Source organism: Streptomyces diversicolor (assembly GCF_057537855.1).
In genome coordinates, this window is the sequence record NZ_BAAJXA010000026.1 from 96,042 (window position 1) to 114,971 (window position 18,930).

General features: G+C 74.0%; 12 protein-coding genes. 8 read left to right on the forward strand and 4 right to left on the reverse strand.

Annotated features, from left to right (window positions below; genetic code table 11):
• Positions 1-368: 368 nt before the first annotated feature.
• Genes AC27LF_RS28360 through AC27LF_RS28375 form a run of 4 tightly spaced genes read left to right on the forward strand, consistent with a single transcriptional unit; the run spans position 369 to position 5,948 of the window.
• Positions 369-1,838 (forward strand): APC family permease, encoded by a 1,470-nt coding sequence (locus AC27LF_RS28360; protein ID WP_479656658.1) that lies wholly within the window; start codon positions 369-371, stop codon positions 1,836-1,838.
• The gene (locus AC27LF_RS28365) at positions 1,835-3,268 is read left to right on the forward strand and encodes an FGGY family carbohydrate kinase (protein ID WP_479656659.1); all 1,434 of its coding nucleotides are present in this window, start codon (positions 1,835-1,837) and stop codon (positions 3,266-3,268) included. The genes AC27LF_RS28360 and AC27LF_RS28365 overlap by 4 nt, the downstream gene beginning before the upstream one ends.
• Positions 3,265-4,701: an NAD(P)/FAD-dependent oxidoreductase gene (locus tag AC27LF_RS28370; protein ID WP_479656660.1), complete on the forward strand. Its 1,437-nt coding sequence runs from the start codon at positions 3,265-3,267 to the stop codon at positions 4,699-4,701. Before AC27LF_RS28365 ends, AC27LF_RS28370 begins: the two co-directional genes overlap by 4 nt.
• Positions 4,698-5,948, forward strand: coding sequence for an NAD(P)/FAD-dependent oxidoreductase (locus tag AC27LF_RS28375; protein ID WP_479656661.1), 1,251 nt, complete (start codon positions 4,698-4,700; stop codon positions 5,946-5,948). Before AC27LF_RS28370 ends, AC27LF_RS28375 begins: the two co-directional genes overlap by 4 nt.
• Positions 5,949-6,144: 196 nt before the next feature.
• On the opposite strand, the gene AC27LF_RS28380 is transcribed toward AC27LF_RS28375, so the two are convergent.
• Positions 6,145-7,146 carry a helix-turn-helix transcriptional regulator gene (locus AC27LF_RS28380; protein WP_479656662.1) on the reverse strand — a complete coding sequence of 334 codons (1,002 nt, stop codon included), beginning with the start codon at positions 7,144-7,146 and terminating at the stop codon, positions 6,145-6,147.
• Between the two features lie 348 nt (positions 7,147-7,494).
• Here AC27LF_RS28380 and AC27LF_RS28385 point away from each other — a divergent pair, with 348 nt between their 5' ends.
• Positions 7,495-9,999: an NB-ARC domain-containing protein gene (locus AC27LF_RS28385; protein ID WP_479656663.1), complete on the forward strand. Its 2,505-nt coding sequence runs from the start codon at positions 7,495-7,497 to the stop codon at positions 9,997-9,999.
• A gap of 374 nt (positions 10,000-10,373) precedes the next feature.
• Here the strand turns inward: AC27LF_RS28385 and AC27LF_RS28390 are convergent, their stop codons facing one another.
• Both AC27LF_RS28390 and AC27LF_RS28395 read right to left on the reverse strand, forming a co-directional pair.
• Complete coding sequence (locus AC27LF_RS28390; protein ID WP_479656664.1) at positions 10,374-12,080, reverse strand: hypothetical protein; 1,707 nt, start codon at positions 12,078-12,080, stop codon at positions 10,374-10,376.
• Positions 12,081-12,510: 430 nt separating this feature from the next.
• Entirely contained in the window at positions 12,511-13,086 is a 576-nt protein-coding gene (locus AC27LF_RS28395; RefSeq protein ID WP_479656665.1) for a CGNR zinc finger domain-containing protein, read from the reverse strand.
• A gap of 128 nt (positions 13,087-13,214) precedes the next feature.
• On the opposite strand from AC27LF_RS28395, the gene AC27LF_RS28400 reads away from it, so the two are divergent.
• The 3 genes from AC27LF_RS28400 (at position 13,215) to AC27LF_RS28410 (ending at position 16,965) form a co-directional block, all read left to right on the forward strand.
• On the forward strand, positions 13,215-14,333 hold the full coding sequence (locus AC27LF_RS28400) for an epoxide hydrolase family protein (RefSeq protein WP_479662983.1): 1,119 nt from the start codon (positions 13,215-13,217) through the stop codon (positions 14,331-14,333).
• 332 nt (positions 14,334-14,665) lie between these two features.
• On the forward strand, positions 14,666-15,445 hold the full coding sequence (gene uppS, locus AC27LF_RS28405; RefSeq protein ID WP_479656798.1) for a polyprenyl diphosphate synthase: 780 nt from the start codon (positions 14,666-14,668) through the stop codon (positions 15,443-15,445).
• Between the two features lie 137 nt (positions 15,446-15,582).
• Complete coding sequence (locus AC27LF_RS28410; RefSeq protein ID WP_479656799.1) at positions 15,583-16,965, forward strand: oxygenase MpaB family protein; 1,383 nt, start codon at positions 15,583-15,585, stop codon at positions 16,963-16,965.
• A gap of 174 nt (positions 16,966-17,139) precedes the next feature.
• On the opposite strand, the gene AC27LF_RS28415 is transcribed toward AC27LF_RS28410, so the two are convergent.
• Positions 17,140-18,903, reverse strand: a complete 1,764-nt coding sequence (locus AC27LF_RS28415) for an amidase (protein ID WP_479656668.1) — start codon at positions 18,901-18,903, stop codon at positions 17,140-17,142.
• Between the last annotated feature and the right edge of the window lie 27 nt (positions 18,904-18,930).

Genomic DNA, 18,930 nt, shown 5'->3' on the forward strand with positions numbered 1-18,930 from the left:
ATCGCGGTTACGCGGATTCCAACCCTTGACGTCGAGCGGGCAACGGTCCACACTTCCAGTACCTCACGGTCAATAACCCACAGGAACGGTCAGTGTCGGTCGATGCCGCGCCGGTCATGGGGAGGCGACCGCCACGGCAACGGCCGCGCGCACCGTCGCGGCCCGCCGCACCCACAGCAGACAGGCCCCAGCAGACCCCGCACCAGGGGCCCGCCCGCAGACCGACGCTGTTCGGTTCGCCACGTCCACTGGCTCTCGCAACCACCGCGGGGCACTCTTGAGCAGGGAAACGAGTCATGGCACACACAGACACAGGTCCCACGGGACCGGGAACAGACGGCCCGGGCGGCGGTGCGCCCCAGCAGCACATGGCACGAGAGCTCGGCTGGTACGCCTCCTTCTCCGTGGCCTTCGGCTTCGTGTCCATCGCCACCGGCATCTTCACCACCTACGGCTCGGTGCTCGCCACCTCCGGCCCGCGGGGCATCTGGGCCTGGCCGATCTCCGTGATCGGCCAGCTGTCCATCGCCCTCGTCTTCGGCGCCCTCGCGGCCCGCATCCCGATCAGCGGCTACTCCTACCAGTGGGTGTCGCGCATCGTGGGCCCGGTGTGGGGCTGGATCATGGGCTGGATCTCGTTCGCCTTCCTGGGCGTGGTCCTGGTCGCCGTGGACTACACGATCGCCTCCACCATCCTGCCGGAGCTGTTCCGCTACGTCGGCACCACACAGAACGCCTGGGTCATCACGGCCGGTGTGGTCCTGCTCCAGGCCGTCCTGGTCGCCGCCTCCACGCGCACCACCCACCGGGTCAACAACACCGCCGTGACCGTGCAACTCATCGGCATGATCGCCCTGACCGTGCTGCTGTTCGCCGTGGGCGCCTTCACCGGCAAGCTGGACTTCGCCCACCTCTTCGACACCGGAACCGTCCCGGAGAGCGGCTACTACGCGCTGGGCGGCGGCACCCACGCCGGACCCTTCGCCCTCGCCTTCCTGCTGGGCGCCTTCACCATCGTCGGATTCGAGTCGGCCGCCAACCTCGCCGAGGAGACCAAGGACCCGGCCCGCGTCATCCCCAAGGCGATGGTCCAGGCCGTGCTCTCCCTGGGCGTCCTGGGCTTCCTGTTCCTCGTCGCGGTCACCGCCGCGGCCGGCCGGATCGACGGGGTCGGATCGTCGGCGACCCCGGTGGCCACCGTGATCACCGCCGTACTCGGCTCGGTCGTCGGCAAGATCCTGCTGGTCCTGGTCGTCGTCTCGATCTTCTCCTGCGGCCTGGTGATCACCCTGAGCGGCACCCGCCTGGTGTACGCCATGTCACGCGACGAGCGCTTCCCCGGCTGGCAGCTGCTGAAGCGGATCGACCGGCGCACGGCGACCCCGCTGAACGCCTCCGTGTTCATGATGCTGATCGCACAGATCATCCTCGCGGTCTTCTCCCGCTCCACCGACGCGCTGTTCCAGCTGTTCTCCGCCGGCACCCTGCTGCCCGCCCTGATCTACGCCGGCACCGTCGCCATGTACGCGGCCAAGCGGCGCTCGCTGCCCGACTCCCAGGGCTTCTCCCTGGGCCGCTGGGAGATCCCGGTCCTGGTCGTCGCCGGCGTCTGGCTGGTGTACGAGCTGTTGATCTTCCGCGACGCCTCCTTCCGCGCCCCCTGGACCTATGTACTGGTCCTGTTCGCGATCGGCGCCCTCTACTTCACCGGTCTGCTCGTCCGGCGCGGACGCGACGGCCTGACCATGCCCGACATGGCCGACGTCGACCGGGCGCTCGACGCCGCCGACACCGGGCCGAATCCCGCGCACACCACGGCCGGAGGCGACGCACGATGACCGCGATCCTCGCCATCGACCAGGGCACCTCGGGTACGAAGGCCATCGTCGTCGACGACGCGGACGGCACCGTAGCCATCGCCGAGGAGACCATCCGCCCCCGCTATCTGCCGGGCGGCGGCGTCGAACAGGACCCCGGGGAACTCCTCGACTCCGTCCTCGACGCGGGCCGCCGCGCGGTGCGGGAGGCCGGCCGGCCCATCGACGGCGTCGCCCTCGCCAACCAGGGCGAGACGGTCCTCGCCTGGGACCCGGCCACCGGAGCGCCCCTGACCCAGGCGATCGTGTGGCAGGACCGGCGCGCCGAAGGCATCTGCGCCGAACTCGCCGACCACGCCACGGACATCGCCCGGCGCACCGGCCTCGTCCTCGACCCGTACTTCTCCGCGCCCAAGATGGCCTGGCTGCGCCGCAACCTCACCCGCGACGGCGTGGTGACCACCACCGACACCTGGCTGGTGCACCGGCTCACCGGGGAGTTCGTCACCGACGCCACCACCGCCAGCCGCTCGCTCCTGCTCGACCTTGACACCGCCGCCTGGGACCCACGGCTCGCCGACCTGTTCGGGCTCGGCGCGGAGCGGCTGCCACGCATCGCCGCCTGCGACGAGATCGTCGGCACCACCGGTGCCTTCGGCCCCGAGGTGCCGGTGGCCGGACTGATCGTCGACCAGCAGGCCGCCCTGGTCGCCGAGGGCTGTCTGGAGCCGGGCACCGCCAAGTGCACCTACGGCACCGGCGCGTTCCTGCTCGCCAACACCGGCCTGAACCCGGTGCGTTCCAGCGCGGGCCTGACCACGTCGGTGGCCTGGCAGGCGGCCGGACAGACCCCGTACTGCGTGGACGGACAGGTCTACACCGTCGCCTCCGCGGTGCGCTGGCTTCAGGACCTCGGCCTGGTCGACGCGGCCACCGACCTGGACTCACTGGTCGCCGCCGACACGGACGGCGTCCTGTGCGTGCCCGCCTTCGCCGGACTCGCCGCCCCCTGGTGGGCGCCGCAGGCCACCGCGTCCTTCACCGGCATGACCCTGGCCACCCGCCGTGAACACCTCGTCCTCGCCGTGCTCCAGGGCATCGCCGCCCAGGTCGCCGCGCTGGGCACCCTGGTCGCGGACGACCTGGGCCGGCCCCTGACCCGGCTGCGCGCGGACGGCGGACTGACCAACTCGGCCGCCCTGATGCAGGCCCAGGCCGACATCGCCCAGATCCCCGTCGACATCTACCCCCACGCGCACGCCACCCCACTGGGCGCCGCGGCCCTCGCCCGCTGCGCCCTCGACCCCGCGCTCACCCTCAAGGAGGCCGTCGGCGACTGGCGGCCGACCACCGTCTACGAACCCCGCTGGTCCGCCGACCGGGCCGAGGAGTTCCGTACCACATGGGCGCAGGCCGCGACGGCCTGCGCCGCCAAGGGAGACCACTCATGACCGCCACCCCCCACCGTCCCCACGACGGCGTCTTCGACGTCGCGGTGATCGGCGGAGGAATCGTCGGCGCGGCGATCGCACGCGAACTGTCCGGCTGCGACATCTCCGTCGCACTGCTCGAAGCCCGCGACGACGTGGGCGACGGAACCAGCAAGGCCAACACCGCGATCCTGCACACCGGATTCGACGCGAAACCCGGCACACTCGAATCCCGGCTGGTGGCCCGCGGCTACCAGCTGCTCAGCGCCTACGCCAAGGCCACCGGCATCCCCGTCGAACACACCGGCGCCGTCCTGGTGGCCTGGAACGACGAGGAACTGGCCGCGCTGCCCGCGCTGAAGGAGAAGGCCGAGGCCAACGGCTACGAGCACTGCCGCATCATCGACGCCGACGAGGTCTACCGCGCCCTTCCCGACCTCGGCGAGGGCGTGCTCGGCGGACTGACCGTCCCCGACGAATCCATCATCTGCACCTGGACCACCAACCTCGCCCTGGCCACCGACGCCCGGCAACGCGGCACCACCATCCTGCTCGACCACGCCGTGACCGGCGTCGACCAGGACGACCGGACGACCGTCCTGCACACCGCGGCAGGCGACGTACGGACCCGCTGGGTCGTCAACGCCGCCGGACTCGGCGCCGACCACATCGACCGGCTCTTCGGCCACGACCGTTTCACCGTCACACCCCGCCGCGGCGAACTGTTCGTCTTCGACAAGCTCACCCGGCCCATGGTCGACAAGATCGTCCTGCCGGTGCCCACCTCCCGCGGCAAGGGCGTCCTGATCTCCCCGACCATCTACGGCAACGTCATGCTCGGCCCCACCGCCGAAGACCTCACCGACCGCACCGACACCGCCACCTCCGAAGACGGCTTCGACTTCCTGCTCAGCAAGGGCGAACGCCTCATGCCACGGCTGCTGGCCGAGGAGGTCACCGCGAGCTACGCGGGGCTGCGCGCCGCGATCGACCACCCCGACTACCTCATCGAGGCCACACCCGAACAGCGCTACCTCCTCGTCGGCGGCATCCGCTCCACCGGCCTGACCGCCGGCATCGCCATCGCCGAACACGCCCGCACCCTCCTCGAAACGGCCGGGCTGACCCTGCGCACCCGCGGCGACCTGCCCGACCCGCCGCGGATGCCGAACATCGGCGAGGCATCCCCACGCCCCTACCAGGACGCCGACCTCATCGCCCGCGACCCCGCCTACGGCACCATCGTCTGCTTCTGCGAACGGGTCACCGAAGGCGAGATCCGCGACGCCTGCCACGCCACCCTGCCCGCCCGCAGCCTGGAGGGACTGCGCCGGCGCACCCGCGCCATGAACGGCCGCTGCCAGGGCTTCTTCTGCGGCGCGGCCGTCGCCGCGCTGCACGCACAGCACCACACCCACGACGGCCGCGCCGGCCAGCACAAGGACCCCCGATGACCGAGCCGCACCTGATCACCCCCGACGTCCTCGTCATCGGCGGCGGACCCGCAGGACTGACCGCCGCCACCGCGCTCGCCGACCGGGCCGCAGGCCACGTCCTCGTCGTCGACCGGGAACCGGCCGCCGGCGGCATCCCCCGGCACAGCGACCACACCGGCTACGGGCTGCGCGACCTGCGCCGCGTGATGACCGGTCCCGCCTACGCCCGCCACCTCGTACGGCAGGCGACCCGGGCCGGCGCGGAGATCCGCACCCGCACCATGGTCACCGGCTGGGCCGACGACCACACCGTGGACGTCACCAGCCCCGACGGCCGCTACCGGATCCGCCCGCGGTCCGTCGTGCTGGCCACCGGCGCCCGCGAACGCCCGCGCACCGCCCGGCGGGTACCCGGCGACCGCCCGCACGGCGTCTACACCACCGGCCAACTGCAGAACCTCGTCCACGTCCACCACCAGCCCGTCGGCGAACGGGCCGTCATCGTCGGCGGCGAACTCGTCAGCTGGTCCGCGGCCGTCACCCTGCGCGAAGCGGGCTGCACCCCCGCCCTGATGATCAGCCAGTACCCGAAGGCCGAGTCCTACGCCGCCTTCAACGCGGCCGGCCGCAGCCTGCTGCGGGTGCCCGTCGCCACTCGCAGCCGGGTCACCCGCATCATCGGCAAGGGCCGCTGCGAGGCCGTCGAACTGGAACACCTCGACACCGGCAGGCGGCGCACCGTCGCCTGCGACACCGTCGTCTTCACCGGTGACTGGATCCCCGACCACGAACTCGCCCGCACCGCCGGTATCGCCCTCGACGAGGGGACCCTCGGCCCGCTCACCGACACCGCGCTGCGCACCAGCCGCCCCGGCGTGTTCGCCGCCGGCAATGTGCTGCACCCCGTCGACACCGCCGATGTCGCCGCCCTCGACGGCCGGCATGTCGCCGAGCAGGTCATCGGCCATCTGAACGGCCGCCCCCGCCCGGCCGACGGGGTCCGGCTGGTCGCCGACGCCCCGTTCCGCTGGGTCGCGCCGCAGATCCTCAGGCCCGGCGATCCGGCGCCCGCGCGGGGGCGGCTGCTGCTGTGGACCGACGAATTCGTCCGCTTCCCGCGGGTGACCGTCCGGCAGGACGGGCGGGTCCTCGCCCGCCGCACCCTCACCTGGCCGGCCGCGCCCGGCCGGGTCTTCCGCGTGCCCTCCGGGGTGCTTGGCGGTGTGTCCGCTGTCGGGGGGCCGGTTCGTATCGGTCTGGGGTAGCGATCCGTTGGGGGCGGGGATATGCGGTCGGTCCTGTGCGGGTTGTGGGTGGCCGGTCGCGCAGTTCCCCGCGCCCCTTCGGGGCGCTGTTGTTGTGGGTGGGAGTTCGGGGGTGGGGTGTTGTGTGGTCGGTCGTGTGCGGGGTGTGGGTGGCCGGGCGCGCGGTTCTCCGCGCCCCTTCGGGGCGCTGCTGTCGTCAGGGGGGTGGGGTGGTTGTGGCGTTGGCGTAGCGGTGGGAGAGGAGGGTGAAGGCGTCGCGTAGCTCGGGTGGGCCGATGACCTGGATGTCCGCGTCGAATCTGCCGATGCTGGTGGCCAGTCCCACCCATGACCAGGCGCCCAGCAGGAGCCGGCAGCGGTGGGGGCCCAGTTCCTCGACGATGCCGTCGCGGCTGTAGGCGGACACCACGGACGCGGGCAGGTCGAGGATCACCTCGCCGCGGCACGGCCAGCCGCCGGAACCGTCGGAGCCCTGGAACCGGCCGGCGACGAACGCGGCCACATCACCTCCGGGAACCTCGCGCGGGGTGAAACGGGGCCCGGTGGGGGTACGCGGCGCCATCCGGTCGACACGGAAGGTGCGCCAGTCGTCCCGGTCCAGGTCCCAGGCGACCAGATACCAGCGGGCACCCCAGGTCACCAGGTGATGCGGCTCCGCCCGGCGCGGCGGCGCCACCGCCTGTCCGGCGCCGGACGCCTCCGGCACGTAGGCCGGGGAGTAGTCGAAGCGCAGCACTTCGCGGTCCCGGACGGCGGCGCTGAGCGCCACCAGCACCTGCGGATCGACCTGCGGATGCGGCCGGGCGCCCGCACGCTCCACCGCGGTGACCTCCAGGGCGTCGACGCGATGGCGCAACCGGGCCGGCATGACCTGCCGGACGGTGTGCAGCGCCCGCGCCGCGGCCTCCTCGATCCCGGCGCCGGTCGCGGCGGCGGTCCGCAGCGCGACGGCCAGGGCGACGGCCTGGTCGTCGTCGAACAGCAGCGGCGGCAGCCGGCTGCCCGCCCCGAGCCGGTAGCCCCCGTCCGGCCCCTTGGCGGCCACGATCGGATAGCCCAGCTCGCGCAGCCGGTCGATGTCGCGGCGCACGGTGCGCGCACTGACCTCAAGCCGCTCCGCCAGCAGCTGCCCAGGCCAGTCCCGGCGGGCCTGGAGCAGCGAGAGCAGCGACAACAACCGCGCCGAGGTCTTCTGCATGCCGCCCATTGTGCCCAAAGAACCGGCCACAACCTGTCCGCTTCCGCCCCGCTGGCCCGGGTGACATGCACGTCACCCAGCTGTGCGACCTCTCCCACGCCGAGCGCACCGCCGTCGCCGAAGCGGGCCGGGACCTCGCCGACGGCCGGAGCCGGCGCGTACCCGTCGCCGGGGTCGTACGGTGAGCCGTGGCGTCCCCGGCAGCGGTGGCCCGGCGGTGCGCCCTCGGCGGAGCCCGGATGCGGCGGGCGTGGCGCTTTGTGCGTGCCGGGCTGTCCAACGGTGCATGATCTCCTTACGGTGGATGCCGACGGGCCCGTTGCGGCGCCGCACGATGAAGGGGGAGTGGTGGAAGCCGAGTTGGCGGCGCTCGCGGCATCGGGGGCGACCACGCTGGTCGGGCTGATGGTGTCGGAGTCGTGGGAGCAGGCGAAGACGCGGCTGGCCCGGCTCCTGGGCCGACGCGGCGCGACCGACTCCGCCGAAGCGGAACTGCGGCGGACCGAGCAGGCGCTGGCGACGGCGCGCTCCACCCACGACGACGAGGCCGAGGACCGGCTGCGCGGCGACTGGCAGGCCCGCATCCTCGACATCCTGACCACCGATCCGGACCGCGGCGAGGAACTGCTGCGGCTGCTGACGGAGCTGGCGCCGCCCGGCACCGTGGTCGGCTCGCTCTTCGCCGGCACCCATCACGGCCCCGCCTTCCAGGGCTCCGCCATCTACGGCGGCGTCACCTTCCACGTCCAGGCGCCCGCCGGGAACGGCGGGCGGATCAAACCCGATCAAGTGCCCGCGGTGACCGCCCGGTTCATCAACCGTACGGCCGAACTAGCCCGGCTCGACGAGGCGTTGGTTGTCCGGGGGGACGGACCGCGGCAGCCCGTGGCGCTGGGCGTGGTGCACGGCCTGTCCGGCATCGGGAAGTCCGCGCTGGCCCGCTGGTGGGCACACAAGGAACACGCGCGCTTCCCCGACGGCCAGCTCTACGTGGACTTCGCACCGCTGAAGGACGAGGCGGCGGCCTCCGGCGCGCCGGGCGGGGACGTCTCCGAGGCCATGGCCATGGTGCTGCGCGGACTGCACGTCACCGACGAGTTCATGCCCGCGTCCCTGGCGGAACGGACCAACCTGCTGCGCTCGCGCTCCGCGGGTCAACGCCTGCTCGTGGTGCTGGACGGAGTCGACCAGCCGGCGCAGGTCCGTCCGTTCATCCCCAAGGGACCCGGCAGCGCGGTGCTGGTCACCAGCCACCGCCGCCTGGGGGAACTCGCCCTGGACGGAGCCCGGATGATCGACGTGCGGCCGCTCGACACCCACGGCGGGCTCGCGCTGCTTGCGGACCTGTGCGGCCGGGACGCCGTCGACGGCGAGCCGGAGGCCGCCGCGCGCCTGGTCCAGCTGTGTTCCGGCCTGCCGGTGGCCCTGCGGATCGTGGCCGCCCGCCTGTTGGGCGACGACGGCACGACCATCGCCACGCTGGCCGCGGAACTGGACGACGAGACCGGCCGGCTCGCCGGGCTGTCCCTGGAGGGGGAGGAGCTTTCCATGTCCGCGGCGCTCGGGCCGTCGTACCGTCTGCTGGCACCCGACGCGGCGCGGCTGTACCGGCTGCTGGGCCTGCTGCCCGCCGGTCCCGTCGACGCCGCCGTCGCCGCGGCCGCCGCCGGCACCGATCTGGCGGGCGCCCAGCGGCTGCTGCGCGTGCTCGCCGCCGCCCACCTGGTGGAGACCACGCCCGACGGCCGCCACCGGATGCCCGACCTGGTCCGCCTGCACGCCCGGGAGCAGGCCGCGCAGCAGGAGACCGCCGCCGAGCAGAGAGCGGTGGTGCGACGGGCGGCCACCCACTATCTGGCCGTGACCGCGTTCGCGGACCGGGCCGTGAAACGCGACCGGCTGCGCATCGCAGCGCTGTCGCCGCTGCTGGAGCAGGCCGTCGACCCGTTCACCGCGCCCGGTGGACCCGATCCCCTGGAGTGGCTGGACGCCGAGCGCACCATGATCCTCGCGGTGCTGCGGGAGGCCGCCCGGCACCGGCTGCACGATCTCGTGTGGCCGCTGGCCGAGGCGTTCACCGTGCTGTTCCTGCACCGCCGCTACCTGGGCGCCTGGAAAGAATCACTGGAACTCGGCGTCGCCGCGGCCACCGCCGCCGGGGCGAGTGCCACCACGGCGGCGCAGGTGGAACAGGCGGCGGCCGCCGAGGCACGGCTGCGCAGCCTGCTGTCCCGGCCGCTGATGGACCTCGGCGAGTACGCCGCGGCACACACCGAACTGGAAACCGCCGTCGCCCGTGCCGAGGTGACCGGCAATCTCGTGCTCCGGGCCTCGGTCCAGGAGTTCCTCGGCCGGTATCTGGACGTGGCCGAACCGGACCGGGCGGTCGAGGCGTACCGGCGCTCACTGGACCTCAACATCCGCGCCGCGGAACCCCGCGGTGCCGCCATCGCGGCCTACTTCCTCGGCTGCGCGCAGGAAACCCGAGGCGACCATGTCCAGGCCCTGGCGACCCTGGCCAAGGCGCGCGAGGACCTGCTGTCGGGCAGCGAACCCGATCCGCGGATGGCCGCCCGCGTGACGGCCGCCATCGGTACGGTCCACGCCCACCTGGGTGACACCGAAGCGGCCGTCGCCGCCCTGAGCGAGGCCGCCGACGAACTGCGCCGACAGCGGGCCGGCCACTACGAGGCCCAGGCCCTCGGCCGGCTCGCCGACCTCGTCCAGCCGCTGGGGCGCACCGCCGACGTACGCCGGTGGCTCAGCCGCGCCCTCGCCATTCACACCGCGAACGGCAGCCCCGAGGCGGAAGAACTGCGGCGGAGGCTGAACGCCCTCGACGCCGAGAGCTGAGCCGACCGAGGACCACCTGCCGAGGCCACCGGAACGCCGACGTCGCGGGCGGTGTGGCGGCGCCGGTGTGCGGGGGCTGGTACTGGGCGTGCGGGGGTGGTGCGGGGGCGCCGGCGGGCGTGAGCTGGTAGTGGGCGCGTGTGGGTGGTGCAGGGGTGCCGGTGTGCGGGGCCGGTACTGGGCGTGCGCGGGTGGTGCGGGGGCGCCGGCGGGCGGGGGCTGGTACTGGGCGCGTGTGGGTGGTGCAGGGGGTGCCGGGGTGCGGGGCCGATACCGGGCGTGCGCGGGTGGTGCAGGAGGCACCGGGGCGCGGGGATCCGTACCGGACCGGCGCGGGCGGTGCGGGAGGCGTCGGGGCGGCAGCGGTCCGCGGTTCACTCGGGGCGTACGGGGCGCAGCCGCAGCGCGACGTCCTCCTCCCGCCCCCGGTCGCCGACGCGCATCGTCACCACCGCGCCGTCCACGTCCACTCCACCGCGCAGACAGGTATAGACGACCGCGGCGGGCAGCCCGGCGTCCAGGGGCGGTCCCGTCACCACGGCCTCCACCATCCGGCCGTCCCGCAGCCCGACCAGGGCACCGCCCCCGCGCACGGGCACGGCGGCCAGCAGGCTTCCCGGCAGCCGCGCCAGGGTCTCCCCGATCCAGCGCACCGCCTCGACGGCGCGGTCGGCGGGTCGCCGGGACACCACCACCGAGGCGCTTTCCGCGAGCCGCCCGTCACGCTCGTCGTCCGCGCACGCCAGATGCGTGAAGCGCGTCAGCGTCTCGGCGGGCTCCGGCCGGGTGCCCACCGCGGCCGGAAAGCGGCGTACCCCGACCACCGGCTCCCCGTCGTCGGCCGTCAGCGCCGTGGTCACCAGCCAGGAGGTGACCTCGGCGCCCGGACGGTCGGCCACCGGCACGGACCGCACCGACGGAGCGGCCGCTTCGGGTTCGGTGAGCCGCAGCAGCCGATAGAGGACCGTACACAGCCGGGCAAGGGCCTGCCCGCGCGCGGCGAAGGCCCGCTCCGTCACCTCGGCGTAGCTGAGCGACGAGTGGGAGCGCAGCGCGTCCTCGATCTGGCCGCGCAGATCGCCCGCCGCGTCGAGGCGGGGCGCGCGGGCCGCCAGATCGGCGGCGGCGGTCCCCGGAACCGAGTCCCGGCCGAAGGCGCCGAGCAGCACCGGCAGGCCCGCCGCGGCCCCGTACAGGGTGACCGACCCGTGGTCGCCGATCACCACGTCGGCCGCGACCAGGGCGGACCGCCACGCATGCACCGGGGGCACCAGCATCAGCCCGGCGGGCAGGGCGTCGCCGAGTACGGTGCGCAGTTGCCAGGCGCCGTGCGCGGCCCACACGTTGGGGTGCACCACCGCCGCGACGCGGTACTCGTCCCAGGGCAGCTGCGCCAGCAGCCGGGCGGGCAGCCCCGGCTGTCCACCCAGCAGCGAGGTCGGCCCCCATGTCGAACTGACCAGCACCAGACGGTGCTGTGCCGTGAGCCCCAGGGCCGCCCGGTGGACCGCGCGCCGTGACCGGCTGACCACCAACTCGTCCAGGCACGGATCACCGACGAGCACCGTGCGCCCGGCCGTCTTGGGATGCGCCGCGAGCAACTGCCGCTCCTGGTCCGGGTGCGAGACGGCCAGCCAGGCGCGACCCGCCTCCAGCAGGGCGTCGGGCACGACGCCGGACAGCCGCTCCCCGGTGCTGCGGGAGTCCGGCACGTGTTTCTGGAAGCCCACGCCGTGCGGCAGCACCAGCACCGGGCAGTCGCCCTCCGGCACCGCGATGTTCTCGCTCGCCGTCATGATGAGGTCCGGCGCGATCTCCGTCAGCTGCTCCCAGGGCATGACCCGGCACCCGGCCTCGTGGAGCAGTGTGAGGACCCCGGCGTTGAAGGCCGAGGTGGGGTCGTGGGCGAACACCACCGCCACCCGCTCGTCGCCGTTCAGTACGGCGGGCAGCGCCTCCAGGACCCGTACCGTCGATGTGACGGTGCGCGCGGCGACCACCAGCGTCCGCTCGCTGTGGAAGGTGCGCCACCGGGAGGCGTCGTGCCCCACCGGCACCCGCAGGGGCGAACTACCGAACACCGCGGTCACCCCGGGCGGCCGTGCCGGCCGGCGCGCCCGGCCCGCGGCGCGCCGCCCGCTGCGGTGCTGGCTCAGCGCATCTCACCGTGCGTGGCAATCCTTCCCCCGGCAGGCAGGCGACCGGAACACGGACAGGACAGGTACGGGGACAGATACAGGGACGGGCACGGGGACAAGCACAAGGGACACGGTAGCCAATGACCCGGAGGCGCACGATCGGTGCGGGCCCGTCCCTTGTTGTGCGGGGCGACGGATGAGCGGGACGGCGGAGGCATCGGGGGGCGTTCGACCGATGAGCCCGAACGTACCCTGCTGGGCGAGGCGTTGGAGCGGGCGCCGCCGCCCGGAGTCCGCGTCGCGGCTCGCGTACGGGCAGCGGTCGGCCGGATTGTGAAAGGCGCACGCGTTGCGACGACCCGGGCGGGCGGTGTCACTCGGCCGGTGCGGTGTGGTGCCGTCGTTCGCGGTAGGCGCGGGTCTTGAGCCGGTTGCCGCAGGCGGCCATGGAACACCATCGGCCGGCGCCCCCGCGGGAGGTGTCGTGGAAGGCCCAGCGGCAGTCGGGGGCGGCACACAGCCGGACCCGGTGCCACCGGCCGTCGGCCACCGCGAGGGCGACCGTCGCCGCGAGCCGGCCGAGGGCCGGATGAGGGCCTTCGGTGGCCGGGCCGAGGCCGAGCGTGCCGTCCGCGGCGAGGGTGAGCCGCAGCGGGAAACCGGCGAGAACCGCGTCGACCTCAGAGCCGGCCGGGCCCTCGCGGGGCATCAGGGCCGCACGGAGGGCGGCGCGCAGCGCGAGGGCCGCGGCCAGATCGCGCTCGCCCAGCCGGGCGCGTGGGCCGGCGAGTGCATGGTCCGCCAGCCAGGCGGAGAGCGCGCCCGGCGAGTCCAGCGCCTCACCGCCGTCGTGCGCCACGCCGTGCCGGCTGAACGACCGCTCGTCGAGCGTGTTCAGGAAATCGACCACGACGCGGAGGTCGGGAAGGTGTGCTGTCGGCCCGCTCACGACACCACTGTAAGCCAAAGCCGGTGTTGCGAGGACACGACACCGTTGTTAGCGTTCACTGGTGTTTTGCTGCTGGGGTGGTCCGATGTTGCCGAGCGACAGGTGAGGGCGGCGCCGCGATGGAGACGATGAAACCCCACCCGTTCACCGTGCGGGTGGAAGAGGAGTCGCTGGCGGACCTGAGGCACCGGCTGGCGACGACCCGCTGGCCCACGCCGATCCCGGCGCCGGGCTGGTCGGCCGGTGCCGAGCCGACGACCATCAGACGGCTCGCCGCGCACTGGGCGGACGGGTTCGACTGGCGCGCGCAGGAGGCGGCGATCAACCGCCTGCCCCACTTCACCGTGCCGATCGGCGGCACGCAGGTCCACTTCCTGCATCTGCGCGGTGAGGGCGACGACCCGTTCCCGATCGTGCTGACCCACGGCTGGCCCAGCACGTTCCTCGAACTCACGCGACTGGCCGACCGGCTGGCGCGTCCGAGCCGCTACGGCGGCGACCCCGCGGACTCGTTCGACGTCGTGGTGCCCTCGCTGCCGGGCTTCGCCTTCTCCGCACAGCGGACGGACGGCGCGCAGACACACGACCTGTGGCACACGTTGATGCGGGACGTGCTCGGATACCGGCGGTTCGGCGCACACGGCGGTGACCTCGGCGCCGGTGTGACGACCCGGCTGGCCCGGGCCTACCCGCGATCGCTCACCGGCATCCATGTGCTCGCCGCGGCCGGCCCGCCCGCCGTGCCCGAGGAGGACCTGGCGCCCGACGAGCGGCGCCATCTCGCCGAGGTCGCACGCTGGGAGCGTGACGAGGGCGGCTACCAGCACCAGCAGTCCACACGGCCGGTGACGCTCGCGTACGGGCTGGCCGACTCACCGGTCGGGCTGCTGGCGTGGATCGCGGAGAAGTACCGCGCCTGGAGCGACTGCGACGGCGACCTCTCCGCCCGCTTCACCGACGACGAGGTGCTCACCCAGGTGAGCCTGTACTGGCACACCGGCACCATCGCCACGTCGCTGCGCCCGTACTTCGAATACCGGTACGCGTGGCAGCGTGTCGAGGTGCCGACCGCGATCGCCGTGTTCCCGCACGACCTCAGCCGGCCGCCGCGTTCCTGGGTGGAGCGCGGCTACCACCTGGTCCGCTACACCCGGATGCCACGCGGCGGCCACTTCGCCGCCCACGAGGAACCCGCGCTGCTCGCCGACGACATCACCGAGTTCTTCCGCGAGGCGGGACGACGCTGACCAGGCACGGGTGAGCCGGGTGCGTCCGGCTCGGCGCGGCCGTCGCCTCGGCGGTGCGCCGTGGGGTCGGCCGTGCCCCGGACGCCCTCGACCGCGGTCGGAAGGCGGGGCGTCCGGCATCCGCTGACCGGGCCGGCGGGCCGGTGCGGCAACCGCCGGATCGGACGCGAGTTCCCCGGGTGAATCCGTGCCGCGTGCGGCCCGCCGAGGAGCCCCGTGCTGACACTCTGCTGCGGGAGGCGGGCGGCTCGCGGGGCGGGGCGCCGCGCACCGCGCGGGGGAGAACGGCGGCACGGGCGGGCTGGGGGGTCGGCATGACGGTTCGGCAGACCATGGGCGGCTCCGCCCCTTCACACGAACCCGCTCCGCGGCGCGCGGACGGCGACGGCCGGCGGCGCACGCCACGGCATGTCGCCTGCGTGATGGACGGGAACGGCCGCTGGGCGGCGCGGCGTTCCCTGCCGCGTACGGCGGGCCACCGCGCCGCCGAGACCACGGTGATCGACGTCATCGAGGCGGCGCGGTCGGCCGGCGTCGAATGGCTGAGCCTGTACGCGTTCTCCACCGAGAACTGGCGCCGGCCGAGCACCGAAGTCGACTTCCTCATGCGGACGGTGCGCCGCGTGGTGCGCAAACACGCCGCGCTGCTGCACGCGCGCGGGATCCGCTGCCGGTTCCTCGGCGTCGCGGACCCACGCATCCCCGCCGCACTGGCCCGGGACTTCGCCGACCTGACGACACTGACCGGCAAGAACCGGCGTATGACGCTGACCGTCGCGTTCGACCACGGCGGGCGCAGGGACATCGTCGAAGCGGCACGGTCGCTGATCCGCAGCGGAGTGCCGGCCGACGCCGTGACCGAGCAGCACTTCGCCGCCCATCTGCCCTTCCCCGACACACCCGACGTGGACCTCGTCATCCGGACCTCCGGGGAACAGCGCATCTCCAACTTCATGCTCTGGCAGGTCGCCTACGCCGAGTGGGTCTTCCCGCCGGTGCTCTGGCCCGACTTCCGCGCCCCGCACTTCCTGGAGTGCCTGCACACCTATCAGCAACGCGATCGCCGCTTCGGCGGTGTGATGCCGACCTCGAACGGAGAGCCCCGATCGTGACCCACACCGATTCCGGCCACCCCGAGCGCGCCGACACCGACACCGGCTCCGGCACGGGCTCCGGCGGCGATCCACGACGGCCCGCCGACGAGCCGGACACCGGGCCCGTGTTCGGCCCCGGCTCCCAGTTCCATGACATGCGCGACGACCCGCGCTGGGCACTGGCCATGATCCGGGCGACCGTACTGGAGGCCGCCCACCCGCAGATCGGCGCGGCCCTGATCGACAACTCGACGTTCGTGGCCCACCCTTGGCGACGGCTGCGCAACACCCTCGTGAGCCTGCACCGCATGTTCGGCGCCGACGATCACACCCGGCACCGGGAGGCGGCGCGGCTCAATCGCCTGCACGCACGGCTGAGCGGCACCGACGCACGGCACCGGCCGTACGACGCGCTGGACCCCGGGGTGCGCGCCTGGGTGGTGGCGACCCTGTTCGACAGCGCCGTCACCATGTGCCGGCTGAGCGGACAGCCCCTCGAACAGAGGGTCATGGAGCGGCTGTACGCCGAATTCCAGGCGTTCCTCGCCACCTTGGGAGACGAACCCGGCCATCTGCCGCACACCCTCCACGAGTTCTGGCCGTACTTCGACCGCGTGGTCGAGGAGGAACTGGAGAACACGGAGGCGATGCGCATCATCCTCTACAAGCTCTTCGACCATCTGCCGGCGCCGCCCCTGCTGAACGGTCTGCCCACGCTGTGGGCCGCGGGCCGCACCCTCGCCGGACCCGTCGTCGGAGCGATCACCGTGGCCTCCCTCCCGGAACCCTTCCGGCGGCGCGCCGGGCTGCCCGAGGTCCCCGGTGCCCAGACCCTGATGCAGGGCGCCTACCTGGCCGCCGGCCTGGCCCGCTTCCTGCCCGGCGGCCGGCTCCGGGCCGAGGGCATCGCCGACCTGCTGGCCCTGTCGCCCGACAGCGACGACCCACGGGCGAGGACGATCACCGCGCTGCACGATCGGGTCAGGCGGGCCGGGGCCCTGATCCGGCTCATCAGCCCGCTGCCCGCGCCGCCGCCGGATCCTGCGGGGGAGACCGGCGTACGGCGCGGCGCGGAGGAGTTCTTCCGGACCGTGCTGGACCAGACCGGCGACGGTTATGTGGACTGGCCCGACCTCGCCGCCATGGCCCGGGAACTGGCCGGCCGTCTCGACCTGGACGAGCCCGCGGAGACCAGGCTCTACCACGCCTACGCCGACTGGTGGCGGGAACTCCAGTCGGCCCTCGACGCGGACGGCGACGGACGGGTCAGCGCGCGGGAGTACGCCGTGGCCGTCCCCTCCCTGGCCGGACCCGCGCTGATCAGGGTCGCCGAGGTCCTTTTCGACGTCACCGACAAGGACGGCGACGGGCGCATCGACGCCGACGAGTACCGTGCCCTGTTCCGCACCGCGTTCCGCCGCGACACGGACGGTGGCGAGGGAACGTACGGCCGGGTCGCGTTCGTCAAGGACTTCCTGTCGTTCATGTCGGGCCGCCGGCGCTCGACGCCGTACGACCCGCTGCTCGCCGACGCCTGATCCCGTCCTCGGCGCGCGCCGAGAAACACAACTCCCTCCTGCCCGTCCGGGATTCGGCCGCGCTCGTCGAGTCCACCTCTGCCCTCGACGAGGCGGACCCGAGGCCCCGCTGGGCACGCTCCCGGTCGGCCGGCGTCGGTGCCCTCGGGGCGCCCAGCAGGGCGCCGGTGGTGGTCAGGCCGGTCGTGGGGAGGTCTCCAGGCCGGCGGCGAGGGCGAGCAGATCGAGGTCGGAGCCCGGCGCGCCGACCAGGCACAGCCCGACCGGCAGGCCGTCGGCGGACCGCAGCAGGGGCAGCGACACCGCGGGCGCACCCGCCAGCCCGGCGAGACAGGTCATTCGGAGGGTCGCCGCCCGCGCGGTCTCGAACTGATCCCCGGTCGCGGTCCGTGACGGCGCCGGGCCGGGCGCGGTGGGGAGGGCGAGCACGGCGCCGGACAGCAACTCGGTGAGCCGTCCGGCCGCCTCGGCCGTCACGGCCAGGGCGCGCGCCGCCTCGTCCTCGCTCACCCGGGACGCCTGGGCGAACCGGCCGGCCACGTCGGGTCCCAGCGCCTCCGGGTGTGCGGTCAGCCAGCGGCCGTGGGCCTGCCACGCCTCCCACGCCTGGACCGTGCGGAACGCCTCGACCCAGCGTTCGAGCTGTGCGTGCGGCAGGTCGACGCCGTGCACCGGCGGCAGCAGGCCCGCGGCGGCCGCCCGTTCGACGGCGGCGGAGAACGCCCCCACCACCTCGGGTGCCGCCATGGCCTCCACGGTCGGCAGCCGCAGGGTGCGGTCGGCCGCCACGCTGGTCCCGTCGGGGCCGCCCAGCAGCACACGGGCGATCGCGGTGGCGGCGGCCACGTCCTTGGTCAGCCAGCCGATGGCGTCGAAGGACCGGGCGAGCGGCAGCACACCGTCCCTGTCGATCGAACCGTGTGTGCTGCGCACCCCCACAAGCCCCTGGTAGGAGGCGGGGATCCGGATCGACCCGGCGGTGTCGGTGCCGAGGCCCACGGCGGCCTGGCCCAGCGCCACCGCGGCGGCGGGACCGCCGGTCGAGCCGCCGCTGACACGATCGGGAGCGGCCGGGTTCGGCGGCGTCCCGTAGTGCGCGTTGGCCCCCGTCAGACTGTAGGCGAACTCGTCCGTTCGAGCGATGCCGACGATGTGCGCGCCCGCGTCGAGCAGTTCCGCAAGCACGGGTGCCGTGTCCGTCTGCGGCCGCTGCTCGGCGAGCCAGGCCGCGACCCCGGCCCCGATCGGCTGTCCGGCGACCGCGAACAGGTCCTTGACCGCGATGCCGACACCGTCGAGCGGGCCCGAGGCCCGGGCGGCCACCAGCGGATCGCCGACGGCCCGCCAGACCGTCCGGTCGAAGGGAGCGCAGTCGGCCGACGCCTTGCCGGAGGAATGCGGTGTCTTGCCGGGGGAGGCCGACGCCTTGCTGGAGAAGGGCGGCGTCTCGGCGGAGGAGGATGGCGTCTCGCTGGGGGAGGGCGGCGTCGTGCTGGGGGAGGGTGGCGCCTCGGTGGGGGAGTGCGGTGTCGTGGCGCAGGACGGCGCCGCCGGCAGGGTGACCTGCGCGGCGATCAGCCAACGGCCCGCCGTGCCGCGCTGCCACATCTGCGTCTGCGACCCGTCGGCGTCCCCGTCGCGGGTCCGCGCCATCACCAGGGCGGCGTCCGCGCCGAGCGGTCGTATGTGCAGCTCCACGACCCGCCGCGTGGGCACCCGGCCGTGGGTCGCACGCAACGGGCCGCTCGCCTCGTGCCCGGCGAGCGGCCCGCGGCCGTCCGGGCGCAGGGTGTGCGGGCCGGGCGGGAACAGCGCGTCGAGGGTGGCCCGGTCGTCGGCGAGCAGCGCCCGGTCGTAGCGCCAGAACTCCTCAAGCAGGCCGGGGGGCGCGCCCGCCGGGGCGATCACCGCGCAGTCCTGGTGGTCCGTGGTCACCATGGTCGTCCTTCCACGAGGCCGAACTCG

Coding starts and splice junctions, on each gene's coding strand:
- AC27LF_RS28360 (WP_479656658.1), top strand. CDS start 369: ATGGCACGAGAGCTCGGCTGGTACGCCTCCTTCTCCGTGGCCTTCGGC.
- AC27LF_RS28365 (WP_479656659.1), top strand. CDS start 1,835: ATGACCGCGATCCTCGCCATCGACCAGGGCACCTCGGGTACGAAGGCC.
- AC27LF_RS28370 (WP_479656660.1), top strand. CDS start 3,265: ATGACCGCCACCCCCCACCGTCCCCACGACGGCGTCTTCGACGTCGCG.
- AC27LF_RS28375 (WP_479656661.1), top strand. CDS start 4,698: ATGACCGAGCCGCACCTGATCACCCCCGACGTCCTCGTCATCGGCGGC.
- AC27LF_RS28380 (WP_479656662.1), bottom strand. CDS start 7,146: ATGCAGAAGACCTCGGCGCGGTTGTTGTCGCTGCTCTCGCTGCTCCAG.
- AC27LF_RS28400 (WP_479662983.1), top strand. CDS start 13,215: ATGAAACCCCACCCGTTCACCGTGCGGGTGGAAGAGGAGTCGCTGGCG.
- uppS (WP_479656798.1), top strand. CDS start 14,666: ATGGGCGGCTCCGCCCCTTCACACGAACCCGCTCCGCGGCGCGCGGAC.
- AC27LF_RS28410 (WP_479656799.1), top strand. CDS start 15,583: ATGCGCGACGACCCGCGCTGGGCACTGGCCATGATCCGGGCGACCGTA.
- AC27LF_RS28415 (WP_479656668.1), bottom strand. CDS start 18,903: ATGGTGACCACGGACCACCAGGACTGCGCGGTGATCGCCCCGGCGGGC.